The organism is Vulgatibacter incomptus, assembly GCF_001263175.1.
In the GTDB taxonomy this organism is placed as follows: domain Bacteria; phylum Myxococcota; class Myxococcia; order Myxococcales; family Vulgatibacteraceae; genus Vulgatibacter; species Vulgatibacter incomptus.
Window position 1 is genome coordinate 1,434,048 of record NZ_CP012332.1, and the last position, 16,273, is coordinate 1,450,320.

Consider the following 16,273-nt stretch of genomic DNA (forward strand, 5'->3'; position numbering starts at 1 on the left):
ATCTACGGGTTGCACGCAGGACGAGGATCGCTCACGACCTCGACCCTCGTATCGTCATCGCAATCATCGGCGGAGATACTGCACTCCCACATGTCGTCGCGGTTGCCCACATTGGGACAATCTCTCCTCGTGACGGTGTGGCAGTGGACCGGAATCTGAGTCGTGTCGTAGAACTCGACGACCTTGCAGCCACCATCGTTCGGGACGACGAGCAGGTCGGTCCGGATGTAGGCGCGGTCGTAGTCGCGGTCGCCGGGACGATTCAGTACGGTGAGCTGGGCCGGCCTGCATGCCTCGAGGGCGTCCTCGATGCAGCCGTACGCCACGTGCTCCTCGGACGAACAGCTGCAGTCGACACCCTCGTTGCCACACGGGCGCCATCGGGTCTCGACCGAAGGGCAGATCTCGAACGATAAACCCACTTCCCGCTTGTAGTCCTCGACGAAACCTCCGGCGCTATCGGAGGAGCTTTCCCCACAAGCCGGTGCAAGGAAGAGGGTCATCAGCGCGGCAGCTCTAACATTCATGGCGAATCCAATCAGAGGCCGGTTGCACCGCGGAACGGGCGGAGGACTGGGTCCGCCGCCCCCAAGGCAGTGTCGCAGGGCCGTCACTTTGCGTAATCGATCAACCTTCGCATAGGACGTCTGGACCCGACCAAAGCGGCCAAAGAATATCTACGCCAGGCTCTGTGCCACGAGAGCGTCTCCTCCATCGAAGGGGACTGTGGCCGGCGGCCCTAGAAGGCGAGCCGGGTGATCGTCTTCCGTCGCCAGCCGAGACGGTAGTAGGTCGCCTGAAGGACGAACATGCTCGTGAAGGCGATCGGGTAGGCGGCCCAGACCCCGTCGATCCCGATTTTCTGGCTGAGGAGCCACGCGGACGGCACCTCGACCAGCGCGATCACGGAGATCGCGATGCCGGTAGGGATCAGCACGGTTCCGCTCGCGCGCATGACGCCCGACAGCACGGAGGCCATGCCGAAGATGACGACGCTCCACATCACGATGTGGACGAGGCGCTGTGCGAGCTCGATGACCGCTGGATCGGTGATGAACAGGCCGAGGAGGGGGCGCGAGAGCGCGTAGGCCAGGACGATAAGGGTTCCGGTGATGACGAGGTTGAGCAGGAGGCCCGTGCGAGCGATCGCGCCGAGCTGCTCGGAGCGTCCGGCGCCGATCGCCTGTGCACCCAGGATCGAGGCGGTGATCGCGATTGAGAGCGCCGGGAACTGCACGTAGCTCAGAACCTGGTTGACCGCGCCATAGGCCGCCGTCGCGTTCGAGCCGAAACCGTTGACGAGCCCGAGGAGGACCAGCTCGGCGAGGGACATGGCGATCATCTGCATCCCGGTGGGCAGACCGATGCGGAGGACGGCCCGCAGTAGCGTCCGATCGACGCGCAGGTGTTGGATGAGCTCGCGGTCGGGGGCCAGCACGTGGCGTCGCCTGCGGAGGTCGAAGGCGAGCCAGCCGAGGGCGACGGTGATCGCGAAGACGGTCGCGACGGCGGCACTGGCGGCGCCGAGCTTCGGAAGCCCGAGCCAGCCGCGGATCAGCGCAGGCGTCACGAGCAGACCCGTCGCGGTCGACACGGCGAGGGCCTTGAGGGGCGTCACGGTGTCGCCGACCCCGCGCATCATCGAGGTGACGAGGAAGAACAGGAACAACAGGGGCATGCCTATCAGCGTGATGCGGCCGTAGGCGGTCGCCTCCGCCAGCACGTCCGGCGGCGTGCCGAGGAGCTTCATCAGGCTCCCGGCGAAGGTGCCTCCGACGACGGCCACGACGAGGCCTGCAATCAGCGTGACGCTCGTCGCCGTCCCAACGATCGCCCTGACCTTGTCGGGCTGCTTCGCGCCCCAGGCCTGGCCGATGAGCACGGACGCACCCGTTCCCATGCCGATGAGGAAGGCGATCAGGAAGAACATCACCGGGAAGAACGCAGAGGCGGCCGCGAGCGCGCTCACGCCGATCATCTGCCCGAGGAAGATGCTGTTGAGGGTGCCGGAGAGAGATTGGAGGATGTTGGCCAGCATCATCGGCCCGAGAAAGGCGATGAAGATCTTCCAGAGCGGTCTGTCAGCGGTCATCGGTGCGTGGGGCTGGAGCGATCGGAATTCGAAGGGACGGCCCCCTCCTGCGACGAAGTTTGGCGCGGGTTTTACCCTGGTATAATTCCGACGTCAACCGGCCCGAGAGCCGAGATCGTCGGTCAACCCAGCCGATTGCCCCCGGCGCGAGTCCGTCACTCTTTGGGTCGCAAGTCGATCGGGTAGCGAACGGTGATGCTTCCGAAATCGCGCGGCGCGGGGAACGTAGTCCCGCTGAGCCCGTCGAGGATGCAGGCCTGGACGAGAACCGATTCCAGGGTGGTCTCGTCCTCGTCGAACTCCGCGTCGATGACGCGGCCAACGCCATCCCGCGCCTCGATCGCGAAGAGGATGGCTACGCGACCTGCGAGCTCGGGCCAGTGTTGAAGCGCCTCCTCGTAGCATCGCTTCACTGCTGGCAGCACTTGCTGTTCCATCGCGTCGCGCACCCCCTTTCGAGCGGCTTCGTCGGCCTCGGCCTTGTCGGCGTCGCCAGGTTTGGCGGCCGGAGCAGTCCGAGCGGCCGCCGTCCGGGCACCGCCGAGAGGTGGGGCTGTTGGGGTAGCCGTCCCTGGAGCGTTCGGGCCGGAGGTGGAACCGGCTCTCTCGAGCTTCTCCTCCGCAGGAGCTCGTTCCTCCACCGGAGCGCGCGTCTTCGAGGAAGGTGAGGGTTCCTCGGGCTCTTCGGTGGGCTGGTCCGTGGCTCGGGACGCGATGGAGGTCGGATCGGGACGGCTCTGCGACAGGAAAACGAGCACGAGGGTCAGGGTCGAAACCAGTAAGGCAGCGGGTCCCCATGCTCGAAGTTTCATGCGTCCTCCGGAAGGCCTGCGGCGTGTCTCGAGCCGGCCAGCGTCCGAGCGTCTCGACCCACGCCTCTCGATGCTTCGGACGAGCTTATCGGGGCAGCACCACCCCTCACAATCTTGGAGCTCGTCGTTTCGCTAGTGCTTCTTTTCGAACGGTGAGAGGAGTTTGTTCTCCAACTTCTTCAGCCACCCCGGCACGCGCTCTCCGAAGGGTCCGGGCTTTACAGCCTCAATCTTGGGATCGGACGTAGTTCCCTCGACACGGAAGCTGACCGGGACCGGCTCGGAGAACTTCTCCTTTCCTGCGACATATTCGGGCTCGACGCCGAGTTGGCCCTCCAGATCGAGAGCCCCGTCGAGGCCGACCCGCCCAGTCAGGGTGAGCTTTCCCTCGGCGGTATCGGCGACAGCGGGCTCCACGAGGTTGGCCCAGCCGTCGGCGACTCGGACGTCGGCCCTTGGATCGCCGAGGCTCGTGTGTCCCTTCATCGCGGGCGGCTTTCCGCCGAGGTGGAGTTTCGCCAATTCCTTTTCGAGCGCCGAAACGATCGCCTCGCCAAGGGTGAAGTGGATCCAGGTCGCGTCGTGCAGCTCGAAGTGCGCGGTGCCCGCGGTGTTGCGTTGGAGGGCCGCGCCGCTGGTGCCGCGTCCGGAGAGGTCCGCCCGTGCGAAGAGCTTGCCCTCGATCGATTCCGGCGGGGAGGGAAGGGCGCCCAGGTCGATGCCTGCGAGCCGGATATGCACGTTCCACGCGGGGAGGGCGCTGTTCGAGATGTCGGTCCAGCCCTGCGCGTGCAGCGACCCACGGAAGGCCTTGGCGGTGAGGTCTTCCAGGGTGATCAGCGGATCCTCGTCGTGGAGCAGAGCATAGATGTCGGTGACGTCGAGCCTCGTCCCCTTGCTCCGGTCGACCAGGGAAAACGAACTGTCGCGAAGCGTGATGCGTTCGATGCGCACCGGATGCTTGGGCGGCTGGTGGTGCGATGGGGGCTTCTTGGGGTGCGAGGGAAGATCCCAGGCTCCGTTGGGCAGGCGGACCAGGACGAGGTGGATGCCGCGCAGGTCGACCGAGTTGACTTTGCGGTGCGTCCCCAGACTGGCGAGGAACGCCCACGGGTCGAAGTCGATGGCAATTTCACTGGCGGTGAGTACGGGTTCGCCCGCCTTGCCCAGGACCCGAAAATCCTCGACGGTGACCGTCGTCGACAGGATGCCCTTCTCCTGTACGGAGCGGGTCGTCATCGTCGGGCCGAGTTGGTCCGAGATCTTGGGAAGGATCTTCTTCTCGACGTGCTTGCCAAACGAAGCAGTGTGGAGCCACACGAAGGCGGCCACGATCATCAACACGGCGAGGGAGACGAATCCGAGCGCCACCCGGCCGAGCACGTGGAGGAATCGTCGATTGGGTGGCCTGGCAGCGGGCGACTCGGGCTCTGCCATCCGGCGAAGTTAGGAAGGCCCACGGACTGACGCAAGGCGCCGGTGGGCCGGAGAGGCCGCGAGCGGCCGGGGAGCGTGATAGGTTCGAGCCCATGGCCGAAGGCATCTACCTACCGCCGATCCCGCGAGGAACGCTGCTCCCCGAGCCGGCGAGGGTCGAGAGACTCCAACAGGCGCTCCCCCTCATCCTCGCGACGACCGAGGGAGAGACCGATGCGGTCGCCATCCAGGCGACGCTCGCGACGCTGCTCTGGGACGCCCTCCCGCAGGCGAGCTGGTGTGGATTCTACCGAACGACCGCCCCTGGGATGCTCACGGTAGGGCCCTACCGAGGACCCATGGGATGCCTTCGGATCCCTTTCGAGCGGGGAGTCTGCGGCGCCTGCGCGCGGACGGGGCAGACGCAGCTCGTTGAGGACGTGACGCGATTCGCCGATCACATCGCCTGCGACGATGCGACTCGTTCCGAGCTGGTCGTCCCTGTCTTCGCGCACGGCGAGGTGGTCGCGGTGCTCGACCTCGACTCCCACCAACTCGCAGCGTTCTCGGCTCGGGAGGCGGAGGTGCTCGAGGCGTTCCTCTCGCGCGCGTTCGCAACCGCGGTGTTCTGAGCGAGCTCAGCTCTTCGTCAGGGGGCTCGGGCCGACAGGCCAAACATCAGAGGCAGCCTGGCGGTTCCGTCTGGCCAGAGCCATCGCCGGCCCTCGCCGGGGACGAGGCCGCCGATCACCTTGCAGCCATTGGCGTGGGGAAATTCTCGAACGGTCTCGAGGAGGAGGCCGGCGTCGATGAGGCTCTGGACGATCTCACCCAGGCCCCGCTGCCAGGACTTGGCCGGAACGTCGTTCGGGACCGTCGGCCCCACGGTGACGGCCCCCAGACCGTCGCCCGACGCCGCGACGTAATCGCCGACGGGATCGACGAACGGACCCCGAAGGAAGTAGTCGTCGCCGCTGAGGCGCAGGTCTGCACCGAAGGACCAGACCGACGGGTGGAACTCCACGTAGACGAAGCGACCTCCCGGTCGGAGGACGCGCCGAACGCCGCGCGCCCAGGCGTCCAGGTCGGGCAGCCAGGGGGTCGCGCCGTAGCTCGAGAAGGCGAGGTCGAATCGCTCGTTTGTTCCCTCCAGCCAACTCACGACCTCGGCCTCTTCGAAGCGCGCGGGGATCTCTGAGCCTGCTGCCAAGCTGCGGGCAAAGCCGATCGCCTCGTCCGAGAGGTCGACCCCGACGACCTCTGCACCGCGGCGAGCCAGGCAGAGCGTGTCCTGACCCGCGTTGCACTGGAGATGCACCAGGCGTTTCCCCCTCAAGTCGCCTAGCAGCTCGACCTCCTCGGGGAAGAGCACGTCGCCGCCGCTTCGGAGGAAGGAGATCTGGTCGCCCTTGTGCGCGTTGTGATTGCGAGTCGCGGCGTTCCAACTTCGCCGCAGCTGGTCGAGATCCGAAGAGGGCTGCATCTCGCCATCGTACGCCAGATTCCGATCGGCGATCGACCGGGCGTTTCCTTCCGAGGGATGTCGTCGCAGCTGTCGGAGTGGGCCTTCGCGGCGACCGAGCGAGCGGGAGTGGGCGAAGGCACGGCGGGAGCTTAGTTTCGCGGTAGCTCTCGCCATGTACCAAGGACGGACTAGGACCTCGTGACGAAGGATCCGAGATCGCTCCGACACGTCGCGCTCCTCGTCGTTTCCGTGGCAGGGCTGGCAGCGGGCGGCGTGTTGTATCTGTCGGGCGAGCGGGAGGCCGCCTGGTGGGCGTGGTTCTGCGCGACCGCGATCGTCCTCCTCTCCACGTTCGTTTCGGTCGCGTCGAGCCTGCTGAGGAAAGAGGCCGGCGTCGACGTCATCGCCGTGCTGGCGATGGCCGGCGCCCTCTTGCTCGGCGAGGTCCTCGCCGGCGCGATCATCGCGGTCATGCTCACGGGCGGCGGGGCGCTGGAGCGCTTCGCGATCGCGCGTGCCAGGCGCGAGCTCGGCGCGCTTCTCCGGCGAGCCCCACGCGTCGCTCACAGGAGGGTCGGGTCGGAGCTCCTCGACGTCGACATCGGCGACGTCGAGGTGGGAGACGTGCTCGTGGTCAAGCCGGGCGAGGTCGTGCCGGCGGACGGAATCGTCGGCGCATCGGGAGCCGTGCTCGACGAGTCGGCCTTGACGGGAGAGGCGAGGCCCGTCGAGCTCGAGCCAGGTTCCCCCGTGCGCAGCGGCGGGACCAACGCCGGTGCGCCGCTCGAGCTACAGGTGACGGCGTCGGCGGAGGAGAGCACTTTCGCAGGCATCATCCGCCTCGTGCGCGCCGCGGAGGAGTCGAAGGCACCCTTCGTCCGCTTGGCGGATCGCTATGCCCTCGGATTCCTTGCCGTGACCCTCTCGGTGGCCGGTGTGGCGTGGATCGCCTCGGGCGAGGCCGTTCGTGCGCTCGCCGTCCTCGTCGTTGCGACGCCGTGTCCGTTGATCCTTGCGGCGCCGGCGGCGATCATCGGGGGCGTCTCTCGCGCTGCGAAACACGGGATCATCGTGAAGGGTGGGGGACCGCTGGAGACCCTCGCGTCGGCATCGGCGCTGCTGCTCGACAAGACGGGCACCGTCACTTCCGGGCGACCTCAGGTAACGGCCGTCGAGACCTTTGGTGTCGTCTCCTCGGACGAGCTCGTCCGCCTCGCAGCTTCCTTGGAGCAGGCGTCGATCCATCCCTTTGCCCCGGCGATCCTGGCGGAAGCGAGGAGCCGGAGGGTGGAGCTCCGATTCCCTACCGGGAGCCGCGAAAAGCTCGGCACGGGGATCGCCGGAAGCGTCGGTGAACGCCGCGTAGCAGTGGGTCAGCTGAACTTCGTTTCTCCTGGCGCGTCGAGGACGCCGGCGCTGCGATCGATCCAGCTCCGCACCGAGGTCGAAGGATCGTCCAGCGTGTTCGTCTCGATCGATGGAGCGCTGGCGGGCGCGCTCCTCCTGCAGGATCCCGTTCGCCCCGATGCCCCTCGCGCCCTTCGGTCCCTGCGGAGCGCCGGCATTCGACACATTCACATGGTGACCGGGGATCATCCGGGCGTGGCCGAGCTCGTCGGCGACGCCCTGGGAGTCGATCGGGTCTTCGCCGAGAGGACGCCCGAGGAGAAGGTCGAGGTGGTCCGGCTCATGTGCGCCGAGGGCATCACGGCGATGGTCGGCGACGGCATCAACGACGCCCCGGCCCTAGCGCTCGCGGACGTGGGCATCGCGATGGGCGCCCGCGGCGCAACGGCGGCCTCCGAGGCCGCGGACGTCGTCCTGACCGCGGACCGCCTCGAGGGCCTGCTCCTCGCTACGGACATCGCCCGCCGGACCCGCCGCATCGCGCTGCAGAGCGTCTTCGTCGGCATGGGACTCTCGCTGGTCGCGATGGGCTTCGCTGCGGCGGGAGCCATCACGCCCATCGCCGGAGCCATCCTTCAGGAGGGAATCGACGTTCTGGTCATCCTCAACGCGCTGCGCGCCCTCGTGGGGCCGAGACTGGGCCCACGAAAGACGCCCGAGATGCGGCGCCTGGCGAGAGGCCTGGCCTCCGCCCATCGCGCGCTCCGCCCTCACATCGGCGAGCTCGTCTCGCTAGCCGCGCGCCTCGACACGCTTCCGCCTGCCGACGCTCGAGAGGAGCTGGAGCGCGTGCGCGAGATGCTGGAGAAGGAGCTGCTCCCCCACGAGCGGGAGGAGCAGAGGACGGCATATCCGATCGTGGGGAAGATGTTGAAACACGAGGATCCGACGGGTCCGCTCATCCGGACCCATCAGGAGATCCAGCGCCTCGTCCGGCTCTACGGTCGCTTGATCGAACAGTTACCCGCGGACGGGCCGAGGCCCGACGACCTCCGCGATCTGCGTCGAGCCCTCTACGGCCTCCACGCGATCCTCGCGCTCCATTTCGCCCAGGAAGACGAGCTCTTCAGCCTGCTCGAGGCATAGCGCGCGCTTGCTGGATCGGCGGACCGGGGCGAGGCCTATATCGAGCGCCGGTGCCGGCCGCGCAGCTATGGAAGGTTGGAGGTCGAGCCGTGATAGTCTGACCCGCATGGAGCGCGTGCGCGGCATCGGCGGCATCTTCTTCAAGTCCAAGGACCCCAAGGCGCTGTCGCGCTGGTACGCCGATCACCTGGGCGTGCCGGTCGAGCCCTGGGGCGGGGCGTCGTTCAAATGGCGCGAGCACGAGGGCGCCGGCCAGGACGCCTCCACAGTCTGGAGCCCTTTCCCTGCCGACACGACGTACTTCGAGCCGAGCCAGGCGCCCTTCATGATCAATTTCCGTGTCGACGACCTCGACCGGATGCTCGAGCAACTCCGTCGCGCCGGAATCGCTGTGGACGAGCCGCGCGAGGAGTCCGAGTACGGCCGCTTCGGCTGGCTCATGGATCCCGACGGCAACCGCATCGAGCTCTGGGAGCCGCCGAAGCGTTAGCACGTCAACGTGTGAAGTACCGCTACGGTCAGCTGTTTGACTCGCATCGTTCGCTTCCGTACCGTCGCCCCCCATGTCCCAGAGCGGAACCCTCGAACTCGAAGGTCTCGCGGTGCGCCTCGTTCCGCTGCGGCCGGAGCATGCTCCGGAGCTCCACCGCCTCGCGGAACCGGGTGTGCTCGAGCACTACACTCACTCTCCCGAGGACGAGAGCCTCGAGGCGTTCGCGGTCTGGATGGAGCGCATTTACTTCGGGCGCGCCAACAAATGGCCCTTCGCCGTGCAGAGTGTGGCGACCGGTGAGCTCGTCGGCGCGACGAGCTTCATGGACATTCGGCTCGACGATCGGGCCCTGGAGATCGGCTCTACGTGGTACGGCCGCCGGTTCCAGGGCACCACGGTGAACCCGGAAGCCAAATACCTCCAGCTACGCCACGCATTCGAGGAGTTGGGGATGCGGCGGGTGCAGCTCAAGACCAGCACGGAGAACGTGCAGAGCCAGCGGGCGATCGAGAAGCTCGGCGCGGTCCGGGAGGGCGTCCTCCGGAACTACCAGCTACGGATGAACGGCCTCTCCCGGGACACGGTGATCTACTCGATCACGGACACCGAGTGGCCGGCCGTGAAGGAGCGGCTCGAGGCGAGGCTGCGCGCCGCGAGCAACCGCGAGATCCGCTGAGGCGCTCTCGCGTCGCCGCGAGCTGAAGAAATCGGCCCCGTCCAGCGGGGCCGATCTCCAAACAGGCTCGTGCGTTTGCGAAGCCCGAGACCTCAGCGCGGCTGACGCGCGACGGCGAGCTGGAGCGCCTGGCCGTCGACCTCTGCCTCGGTGCGGAAGTCGCCGGCGGGGTCGTCGACGAGGGCCAACGAGACGGAGAGCGTCTCGGCGGCGATCATCTCCTGGTGGGCCTCGATCGCCTGCCGCAGCAGACCGTCGCAGCGGAGCTCCACCCGGATCCGATCGTCGAGGAGGAAGTCGGCGCTCTTGCGGGCCGCCTGGACGTTCCGGATCACCTCGCGGGCGAGGCCCTCCCGCTCCTGCTCGGGCGTGACGGTGGGATCGAGCTCGATCGAGACGACCTGGTGCACGGCCAGGTTCGGCCGGTCGCCTCGCGGGGCCCGACGGATCTCGACGTCGGCGGCCGTGATCGGCTCGCCTTCGACGGTGATCGTCTCGCCGTGCTCCAGCCGGAGGATGTCGTCGAGCTGCAGCCGGGCGATCGCTCCGGCCACCGTCTTCATCCGCGCTCCCAGCCGGGGGCCCAGCGCAGGGAAGTTGGCCTTGGCGGTGATCTGCACGAACTTGTCCTCGTGGCGGTCGTACTCCACCGACTGGACGTTGAGCTCGTCCTGGAAGTAGCGCTCGAACTTGCGCAGGTTCTCGAGGACCCGCTCCTCCCGGTGGACGATGCGCAGGGAGCGAAGGGGGATCTTGGCGCGCACGCCGATCTTGTCGCGCTGGTTGCGACCCAGGGTGACCAGGGCCACCATCGCCGCCACCGCCTCCTCGAGCTCCGGCCGCAGCAGGCGGGTGTCCGCCTCGGGGAAGCGCTCCAGGTGCACGCTCTCCTTGCCGCCAGCGGGGTGGACGGAGGCGAGGTTCTGGTAGGTGGTCTCGGCGAGGAAGGGGGCGAAGGGCGCCATCACCACGCTCAGGGTGTGGAGCACCTCGTAGAGCGTCTCGAACGCGAAGCGCTTGTCCTCCGGCATCCCCTCCTGGGCGAAGTGGGGCCGGTTGAAGCGGATGTAGGTGTTGGTCAGGTCCTCGATGAAGCCGAGGAGCGCCGGCACCACGTTGTAGAGCCGGTAGGCGGCCATCTCCCGGTTCGTGGTCTCGATCAGCCCGTGGAGCCGCGAGAGCACCCACTGGTCGAGGACGTTGGGCGAGTCGTGGGCGTCGACCTTGGGGCGGAAGCCGTCGACGTTGGCGTAGTTGACGAAGAAGGAATACGAGTTCCACCAGCGCACGAGGACCTTGCGCGCCACGTCGCGGACACCAGCCTCGGAGAAGCGGAGCTCCTGCGCCTTCACCACCGGCGAGTCGATGAGGTACAGGCGCAGCGCGTCGGCACCGTGCTTGTCGAGCACCTCCATCGGATCGGGGTAGTTGCGCAGGCTCTTGCTCATCTTCTTGCCGTCCTCGGCGAGGATGAGCCCGTTCACGATCACGTTCCGGAAGGGCGCGCGATCGTAGAGCGCCGCGCCGATGACCATGAGCGTGTAGAACCAACCGCGGGTCTGGTCGAGGCCCTCGGCGATGAAGTCGGCGGGGAAGCGCTCCTCCAGCGCCTCCGGATGCGCGTAGGGATAGCCCCACTGCGCGAACGGCATCGATCCGCTCTCGAACCAGCAGTCGAGGACGCCCTCGATCCGCTGGAGGGGGCTCTTGCCCGTAGGAGAGGGGATCCGGACCGAGTCGATTCGGTCAATGTGGAGATCCTCGATCTTCTCGCCGGAGAGCCGCTCCAGCTCCTCGCGGGAGCCGATGCAGATCACCTCGCCCTCGGCGTTTCGCCAGATGGGCAGCGGCGTACCCCAGAAGCGGTTGCGCGAGATCGCCCAGTCCCGGGCGTTCTCCAGCCAGTTGCCGAAGCGGCCGTCGCGCAGGTGCTCGGGCACCCAGCGGGTGGTCTGGTTGGCGGCGACGATCCGGTCCTTGATCTTCTCGACGGCGACGAACCAGCTCGAGACGGCGCGGTAGATCAGCGGCGTGTCGGTGCGCCAGCAGAAGGGGTAGCTGTGGAGGATCGTGTCCTGCTTGAAGAGCCGGCCGCTCTTCTTCAGCTCGGCGATGATCTCCTTGTCCGCTTCCTTGACCTTCCGGCCGGTCCAAGGCGCCACCTCGGCCGTGAAGGTTCCGTCGTCGTCCACCGGGTTGACGAGCTCGATCCCCTCGCGGAGGCAGGCGTAGTAGTCGTCCTCGCCGAAGGCGGGCGCCATGTGCACGACGCCGGTGCCGCTGTCGGTGGTCACGTGATCCGAGTGGATCACCCGGAACGCGCCGCGCTCCGCCCGGTCGGCGAAGAAGGGGAAGATCGGCTGGTACCTGCGGCCGAGGAGCTTCTCGCCGGGGAAGGTCTCGAGGACCTCGGCGGCGTCGTCCTTGAAGACCGAGGGGAGGAGGGTCGCGGCCAGGATGAACTGACGCCCCGATTCCTTCTCACGGACCTTGACGTAGTCGATCGTCCGGCCGACGGCGAGGCCCAGGTTGCTGGGGAGCGTCCAGGGGGTGGTCGTCCAGGCGAGGATCGCGGTCTCCGGCTCGTCGAGGAGCGGGAACGTCACGGTGAGTGCGGGATCCTGCGTCTGCTTGTAGTTGAGGTTGGCCTCGAAGTTGGAGAGCGGCGTGGAGAGGCCCACGGAGTAGGGCACCACCTTGTGCCCCTCGTAGATCAGCCCCTTCTCCCAGAGCTGCTGGAAGACCCACCAGACGCTCTGCATGAAGCTCACGTCCATGGTGAAGTAGCCGTTCTCCATGTCGACCCAGCGGCCGACGCGGCGCACGGTCTTCTTCCACTCCTCCGAGTAGCGCTGGACGATGCCGCGGCAGGCGGCGTTGTAGCGGTCCACGCCGTGCTCGAGGATCTGCTTGCGGCTCTCGAGGCCGAGGCTCTTGTTGATCTCGTACTCGACGGGCAGCCCGTGGCAGTCCCAGCCGAAGCGCCGGGTCACGTGGCGCCCCTTCATCGTCCAGTAGCGGGGGACGATGTCCTTGAGGACGCCGGCGAGGATGTGGCCGTAGTGGGGGAGGCCGGTCGCGAAGGGGGGGCCGTCGTAGAAGTTGAAGGGCTCGGCGCCCGCCGTCTGCTCGAGGGACTGTTCGAAAATGCGCCGCTCGTCCCAATGCCTGAGGATCTCATCCTCCTGGCGGGGGAACTGGACGTCGGGTCGAACGGGAGAGAACGGCTTCAGGGACGCGATGGAGTCGGCACGCATGATGGGGGTCGGACTCTACCAGACATGGAGAGGGCTGGACTGCTCCAATCCTTCGTTCGAAGGCCTCCTCGACCAACACGGCGCGAGGGCCCTTTCCTCCCGCCCGAGGGGGGAGCCCGCCTCCGATGCGCGACTCGTGGGAACGGTTCCCCGACGCTGGTCCGAGGGTCAGTGCTCGTTTTGAGGCAAGCCGTCCGCGACGTCGTAGTAATCGCCCTTGTCGGCCACGTGGATGTGGATCCGCAGGCTCGTGTCGGTGGGGTGCTCGAACGCGCCCATCGCCACGCCGATCCAGTCCTTCTCGATCGGATCCCAGAAGAGCGAAGAGCCGCAGTTCGAGCAGAACCCTCGTCGCACCTTCTCGGAGGAGCGGAACCACGTCAGGTTGTCGTTGCCCTCGATCTGGAGTGCGATCCGGGGCACGTCGGTCGACGTGAAGAAATGGCCCGACCATTTGCGACACTGCGTGCAGTGGCAAGCGTCGGGCGGGGCCGGAGTACAGTCGAGCTCGAAACGCACGGCCCCGCAGAGGCAGGATCCCTTGTACATGTTCCCTCCCTGTTGACGACCAGTGTGGTGGCTTTCACCCGACGTTATCGGGAGGGAGCCGGTTGGCGCTCGAGGAATATCCAAGGAGACGCGGGAGCGCCAGCGAACGGACTTACATGGCAAGCGCGACCCGAGTGCCCAATGTTGGCTCGCCGTGTCCTGGCTGACGCGCTGCGTTGCGGGGCATTCGAGCTTCCAGAGGAGCCGGGCCATGGTTGATCCACACGGTCTCGTCACCATCGCGAGCCATCATTCGGTCCAGGAGACAGCCGACCGTGCCGAGGAGTTGATCAAGTCTGCAGGCAAGAAGGTGTTCGCCCGCATCGATCATCACGCCGCCGCGAGGGACGTCGACCTGGAGATGCCACCGACGCAGCTCTTGATCTTCGGAGATCCACGCGCGGGGACGCCGCTCATGCTCGCTTCACCGACCTTCGCCATCGACCTGCCCCTCAAGCTCTTGGTCTGGCAGGGCTCGGACGGTCGCGTCAGGATCAGCTTCAACTCGGTCGTCTGGCTGAGCACTCGGCATAGTGGGGCAAGGAGCGACGATCAATTGGAGGCGATCGATGCCGCGCTACTTACGCTGGCCAAGAAGGCGGCGCAGTAGAATCGCAGGACCCGTCCACTCGGGACCTCGGCTCCCGGAAACCCAGTCGCCACTCCGGTATTTCGCGCCGCTCAAGACTCTTCTGAGGGCCCTCCGAACCGGCACTTGGCCCCTTGTTCGCCGTCGCCATCTTCGCGGCGCCGCCAGCCAACCCCGCGGCAGCGCACCCACCAAACGGGGACTGATCCGCCCCGGGAGGAACCGAATGGACCCGACGATGCAGTGGCAGCAGTACTCCAGTGGCCCAATGGCAGAGAAGATCGCGGAGGCGGTCCGCGGACGGCTCGAGGACAACGTTCGCGAGTGCGTTGCCGAGACGATTCGCGAGAAGGTGAAGGAGGCGATCCGCGACAGGCTGGGAGAGGCGATCCGCAGCTCGCTGTCCCAGCAGTGGCAGACGTTGTCCCAGTACGGCTACGGCGGCTTCGACCCCGATCGTTTCGCGTACCGGCTCAAGGAGCGGCTCTTCGAGGCGGTCCGCGAGAGGCTCGCGGAGTCGGTGCGGGAGCGGACAGGCGAGGTGCTGCGCGATCGCCTGGGCGAGGCTCTCAAGTCGGCGTTCGAGGCTCGTGGTGGGTTCCAGATGGGCGGACCGCAGATGGGGTACATGACCTGGGGACCGCAGGAGCACGAGCGCCTCGCCTCGTTCCTGGAAGAGCGGCTCAAGGAGACGCTCCGCGAGCGCGTGGCGGAGAAGGTCCGCGAGAAGGCGGTCGAAGTGGTGCGCCAGCGGTTCGGTGAAGCCCTGCGCAGCGCCTTCATGCACGCGCAGCCGGGACCCCAGGGATACGACACCGACCGGATCGCGAGGCACGTCCGCGAGAAGCTGGCGGAGGGCTTCCGGGAGAAGGTCGGGGAAGCCCTGCGGGAGCGGATCGGCGAGGTGGTGAAGGAGCGGGTGGGCGAGTCTTTCCGCGGTGGCATGGGCGCGGGCCCGTCCGGTCCGTCCTTCCAGCCCGACACCGATCGCATCGCCGAGGCGGTGCGTGAGCGGATCGGCGACGCGATCAAGGAGCAGGTGGGTCAGACCGTGCGCGAGCAGGTGGAAGACGCCGTCCGGAGCGCGATGTCGCACTGATTGCTGCTCAGCGTCTCTGTAGATGAAGGGATCGGAGGCATTTTCCGGTCCCTTTTTCGTCCGTCGCCTTGAAGGTTGCTAGCGCTTCGCCTTGGAAGCGGGCGCCTTCGCGGCACTCGACTTCGCATTCTTGGCAGCCGGCGCCTTCGCGGCCTTGGCAGCGCTCGGCTTCGCAGGCTTGGCGGCGCCCGCCTTCGCGGGCTTCTTCGACCGCAGCGAGGCCTCGAGCGAGGTCCGGGCCCACTCGACAAGCGCGTCGGCGTCGTCCAGCACCTCTCCCGGGACCCTCCAGTAGGACATCGACACCGACTTCCCGGTGTCCTTGTGCTCGTACGAGAAGGGGGCGCTTCCGCGGGCCTCGAACCGGGCCCGGTTCTCGTCGTCGACCTTGAGGTAGAGGATGTCGTCCACGACGAGCCCGGTGATCGCTCCTTCCACGTAGATTCCGTGGCCTCCGAACATGGCGCGGGAGGTTGCGGGTCCAAGACCCTCGAGCTGGTCGAGCACGTAGGCGACGAAGTCGGATCGGGATGCCATCAGAAAACCTCGGTTGAATGCGAGCCCTGGCGCTGATGCCGGGATTCTGCCACGGCGCTCAGGAGCGCGAACGGGATTCTGGAAGCCTGGCCGACGCCAGCTCGCCCGCCTGTCTCCGGTACAGCCGATGCCCCGTGTGAGAGCGCCCATCCAAAGGTGTCGGGCGGGCGACGACCCCAGAGGACTGTTTCAGCCCAATTGAGATGCCATCTTTGGGGGCGGAGGTGGCGCGATGCTCGAGACCTGGGTTCGAAATTGGCGGGCGATCACGGTACGCGGTGTCTTGGCCATCGCGTTCGGCATCCTCGAGATCGTCTGGCCGCGGATGACGCTGAGAGTACTCGTCGGGATCCTTGCCGCCTGGATCTTCGCGAACGGGATTCTGGCTCTCGTGGCCGGAATCGGAGCAGCCAAGCGGCACGGGCGGTCGGCGTATCTGATCTTCGAGGGGATCCTCGGGATGGTCGCCGGAGTGGTCGTGTTCGTCTTGCCGATGGTCACCGCCTATGCGGTCGTCTTCGTCGTCGGCATCTGGGCGGTCATCGCCGGATTCTTCCAGCTCGCCGCCGCGCTCGCCCTGCGGCACCACGTGACGGGCGAATGGCTCCTCGGTCTGTCCGGCGTGGCGTCCATCGTCCTCGGGATCCTGCTCTTCACCCACCCATCGGCCGGAGCGGTTGCGCTCGGCTGGTTGATCGCGGCGTACGCGCTGGTCTTCGGCGCCCTCCTGGTCGCCTTCGGCCTTTGGTTGCGGAGCCGCGCCGTACACCGGCAGGTCCCCGCGTAGCGCTCGTC

The 16,273-nt window shown here is 67.1% G+C and carries 15 protein-coding genes; 7 read left to right on the top strand and 8 right to left on the bottom strand.

Annotated elements, in window-relative coordinates; all coding sequences use genetic code 11:
• Nucleotides 1-2: 2 nt before the first annotated feature.
• The 4 genes from AKJ08_RS05815 to AKJ08_RS05830 form a co-directional block, all read right to left on the bottom strand.
• On the bottom strand, nt 3-527 hold the full coding sequence (locus AKJ08_RS05815) for a hypothetical protein (RefSeq protein WP_157370512.1): 525 nt from the start codon (nt 525-527) through the stop codon (nt 3-5).
• A 212-nt stretch (nt 528-739) separates the two neighbouring features.
• Nucleotides 740-2,092: an MATE family efflux transporter gene (locus AKJ08_RS05820; protein ID WP_050725197.1), complete on the bottom strand. Its 1,353-nt coding sequence runs from the start codon at nt 2,090-2,092 to the stop codon at nt 740-742.
• Between the two features lie 155 nt (nt 2,093-2,247).
• The gene (locus AKJ08_RS19705; RefSeq protein WP_169788756.1) at nt 2,248-2,541 is read right to left on the bottom strand and encodes an AgmX/PglI C-terminal domain-containing protein; all 294 of its coding nucleotides are present in this window, start codon (nt 2,539-2,541) and stop codon (nt 2,248-2,250) included.
• Nucleotides 2,542-3,036: 495 nt separating this feature from the next.
• Nucleotides 3,037-4,287 carry an AsmA family protein gene (locus AKJ08_RS05830; RefSeq protein ID WP_050725199.1) on the bottom strand — a complete coding sequence of 417 codons (1,251 nt, stop codon included), beginning with the start codon at nt 4,285-4,287 and terminating at the stop codon, nt 3,037-3,039.
• Between the two features lie 146 nt (nt 4,288-4,433).
• Here AKJ08_RS05830 and AKJ08_RS05835 point away from each other — a divergent pair, with 146 nt between their 5' ends.
• Nucleotides 4,434-4,952: a GAF domain-containing protein gene (locus tag AKJ08_RS05835; protein WP_082342787.1), complete on the top strand. Its 519-nt coding sequence runs from the start codon at nt 4,434-4,436 to the stop codon at nt 4,950-4,952.
• 17 nt (nt 4,953-4,969) lie between these two features.
• On the opposite strand, the gene AKJ08_RS05840 is transcribed toward AKJ08_RS05835, so the two are convergent.
• Complete coding sequence (locus AKJ08_RS05840; protein WP_050725200.1) at nt 4,970-5,803, bottom strand: class I SAM-dependent methyltransferase; 834 nt, start codon at nt 5,801-5,803, stop codon at nt 4,970-4,972.
• A gap of 180 nt (nt 5,804-5,983) precedes the next feature.
• Between AKJ08_RS05840 and AKJ08_RS05845 the strand changes: the two genes are divergently transcribed.
• From AKJ08_RS05845 to AKJ08_RS05855, 3 genes are all read left to right on the top strand, one after another.
• Nucleotides 5,984-8,278, top strand: coding sequence for a heavy metal translocating P-type ATPase (locus tag AKJ08_RS05845; RefSeq protein WP_050725201.1), 2,295 nt, complete (start codon nt 5,984-5,986; stop codon nt 8,276-8,278).
• 115 nt (nt 8,279-8,393) lie between these two features.
• Nucleotides 8,394-8,768, top strand: coding sequence for a VOC family protein (locus tag AKJ08_RS05850; RefSeq protein ID WP_276202190.1), 375 nt, complete (start codon nt 8,394-8,396; stop codon nt 8,766-8,768).
• 73 nt (nt 8,769-8,841) lie between these two features.
• A complete protein-coding gene (locus AKJ08_RS05855; protein WP_050725203.1) occupies nt 8,842-9,447 on the top strand; it encodes a GNAT family N-acetyltransferase in 606 nt (201 codons plus the stop codon).
• Nucleotides 9,448-9,539: 92 nt separating this feature from the next.
• On the opposite strand, the gene ileS is transcribed toward AKJ08_RS05855, so the two are convergent.
• Nucleotides 9,540-12,704, bottom strand: coding sequence for an isoleucine--tRNA ligase (gene ileS, locus AKJ08_RS05860; RefSeq protein WP_050725204.1), 3,165 nt, complete (start codon nt 12,702-12,704; stop codon nt 9,540-9,542).
• A gap of 168 nt (nt 12,705-12,872) precedes the next feature.
• A complete protein-coding gene (locus AKJ08_RS05865; RefSeq protein ID WP_050725205.1) occupies nt 12,873-13,253 on the bottom strand; it encodes a GFA family protein in 381 nt (126 codons plus the stop codon).
• A gap of 211 nt (nt 13,254-13,464) precedes the next feature.
• On the opposite strand from AKJ08_RS05865, the gene AKJ08_RS05870 reads away from it, so the two are divergent.
• Nucleotides 13,465-13,863, top strand: coding sequence for a DUF302 domain-containing protein (locus AKJ08_RS05870; protein ID WP_050725206.1), 399 nt, complete (start codon nt 13,465-13,467; stop codon nt 13,861-13,863).
• A 205-nt stretch (nt 13,864-14,068) separates the two neighbouring features.
• The gene (locus AKJ08_RS05875) at nt 14,069-14,941 is read left to right on the top strand and encodes a hypothetical protein (RefSeq protein WP_157370514.1); all 873 of its coding nucleotides are present in this window, start codon (nt 14,069-14,071) and stop codon (nt 14,939-14,941) included.
• A 78-nt stretch (nt 14,942-15,019) separates the two neighbouring features.
• Here the strand turns inward: AKJ08_RS05875 and AKJ08_RS05880 are convergent, their stop codons facing one another.
• A complete protein-coding gene (locus tag AKJ08_RS05880; protein WP_050725208.1) occupies nt 15,020-15,478 on the bottom strand; it encodes a TfoX/Sxy family protein in 459 nt (152 codons plus the stop codon).
• A 232-nt stretch (nt 15,479-15,710) separates the two neighbouring features.
• Between AKJ08_RS05880 and AKJ08_RS05885 the strand changes: the two genes are divergently transcribed.
• On the top strand, nt 15,711-16,265 hold the full coding sequence (locus AKJ08_RS05885) for an HdeD family acid-resistance protein (protein WP_050725209.1): 555 nt from the start codon (nt 15,711-15,713) through the stop codon (nt 16,263-16,265).
• The last annotated feature ends 8 nt before the right edge of the window (nt 16,266-16,273 follow it).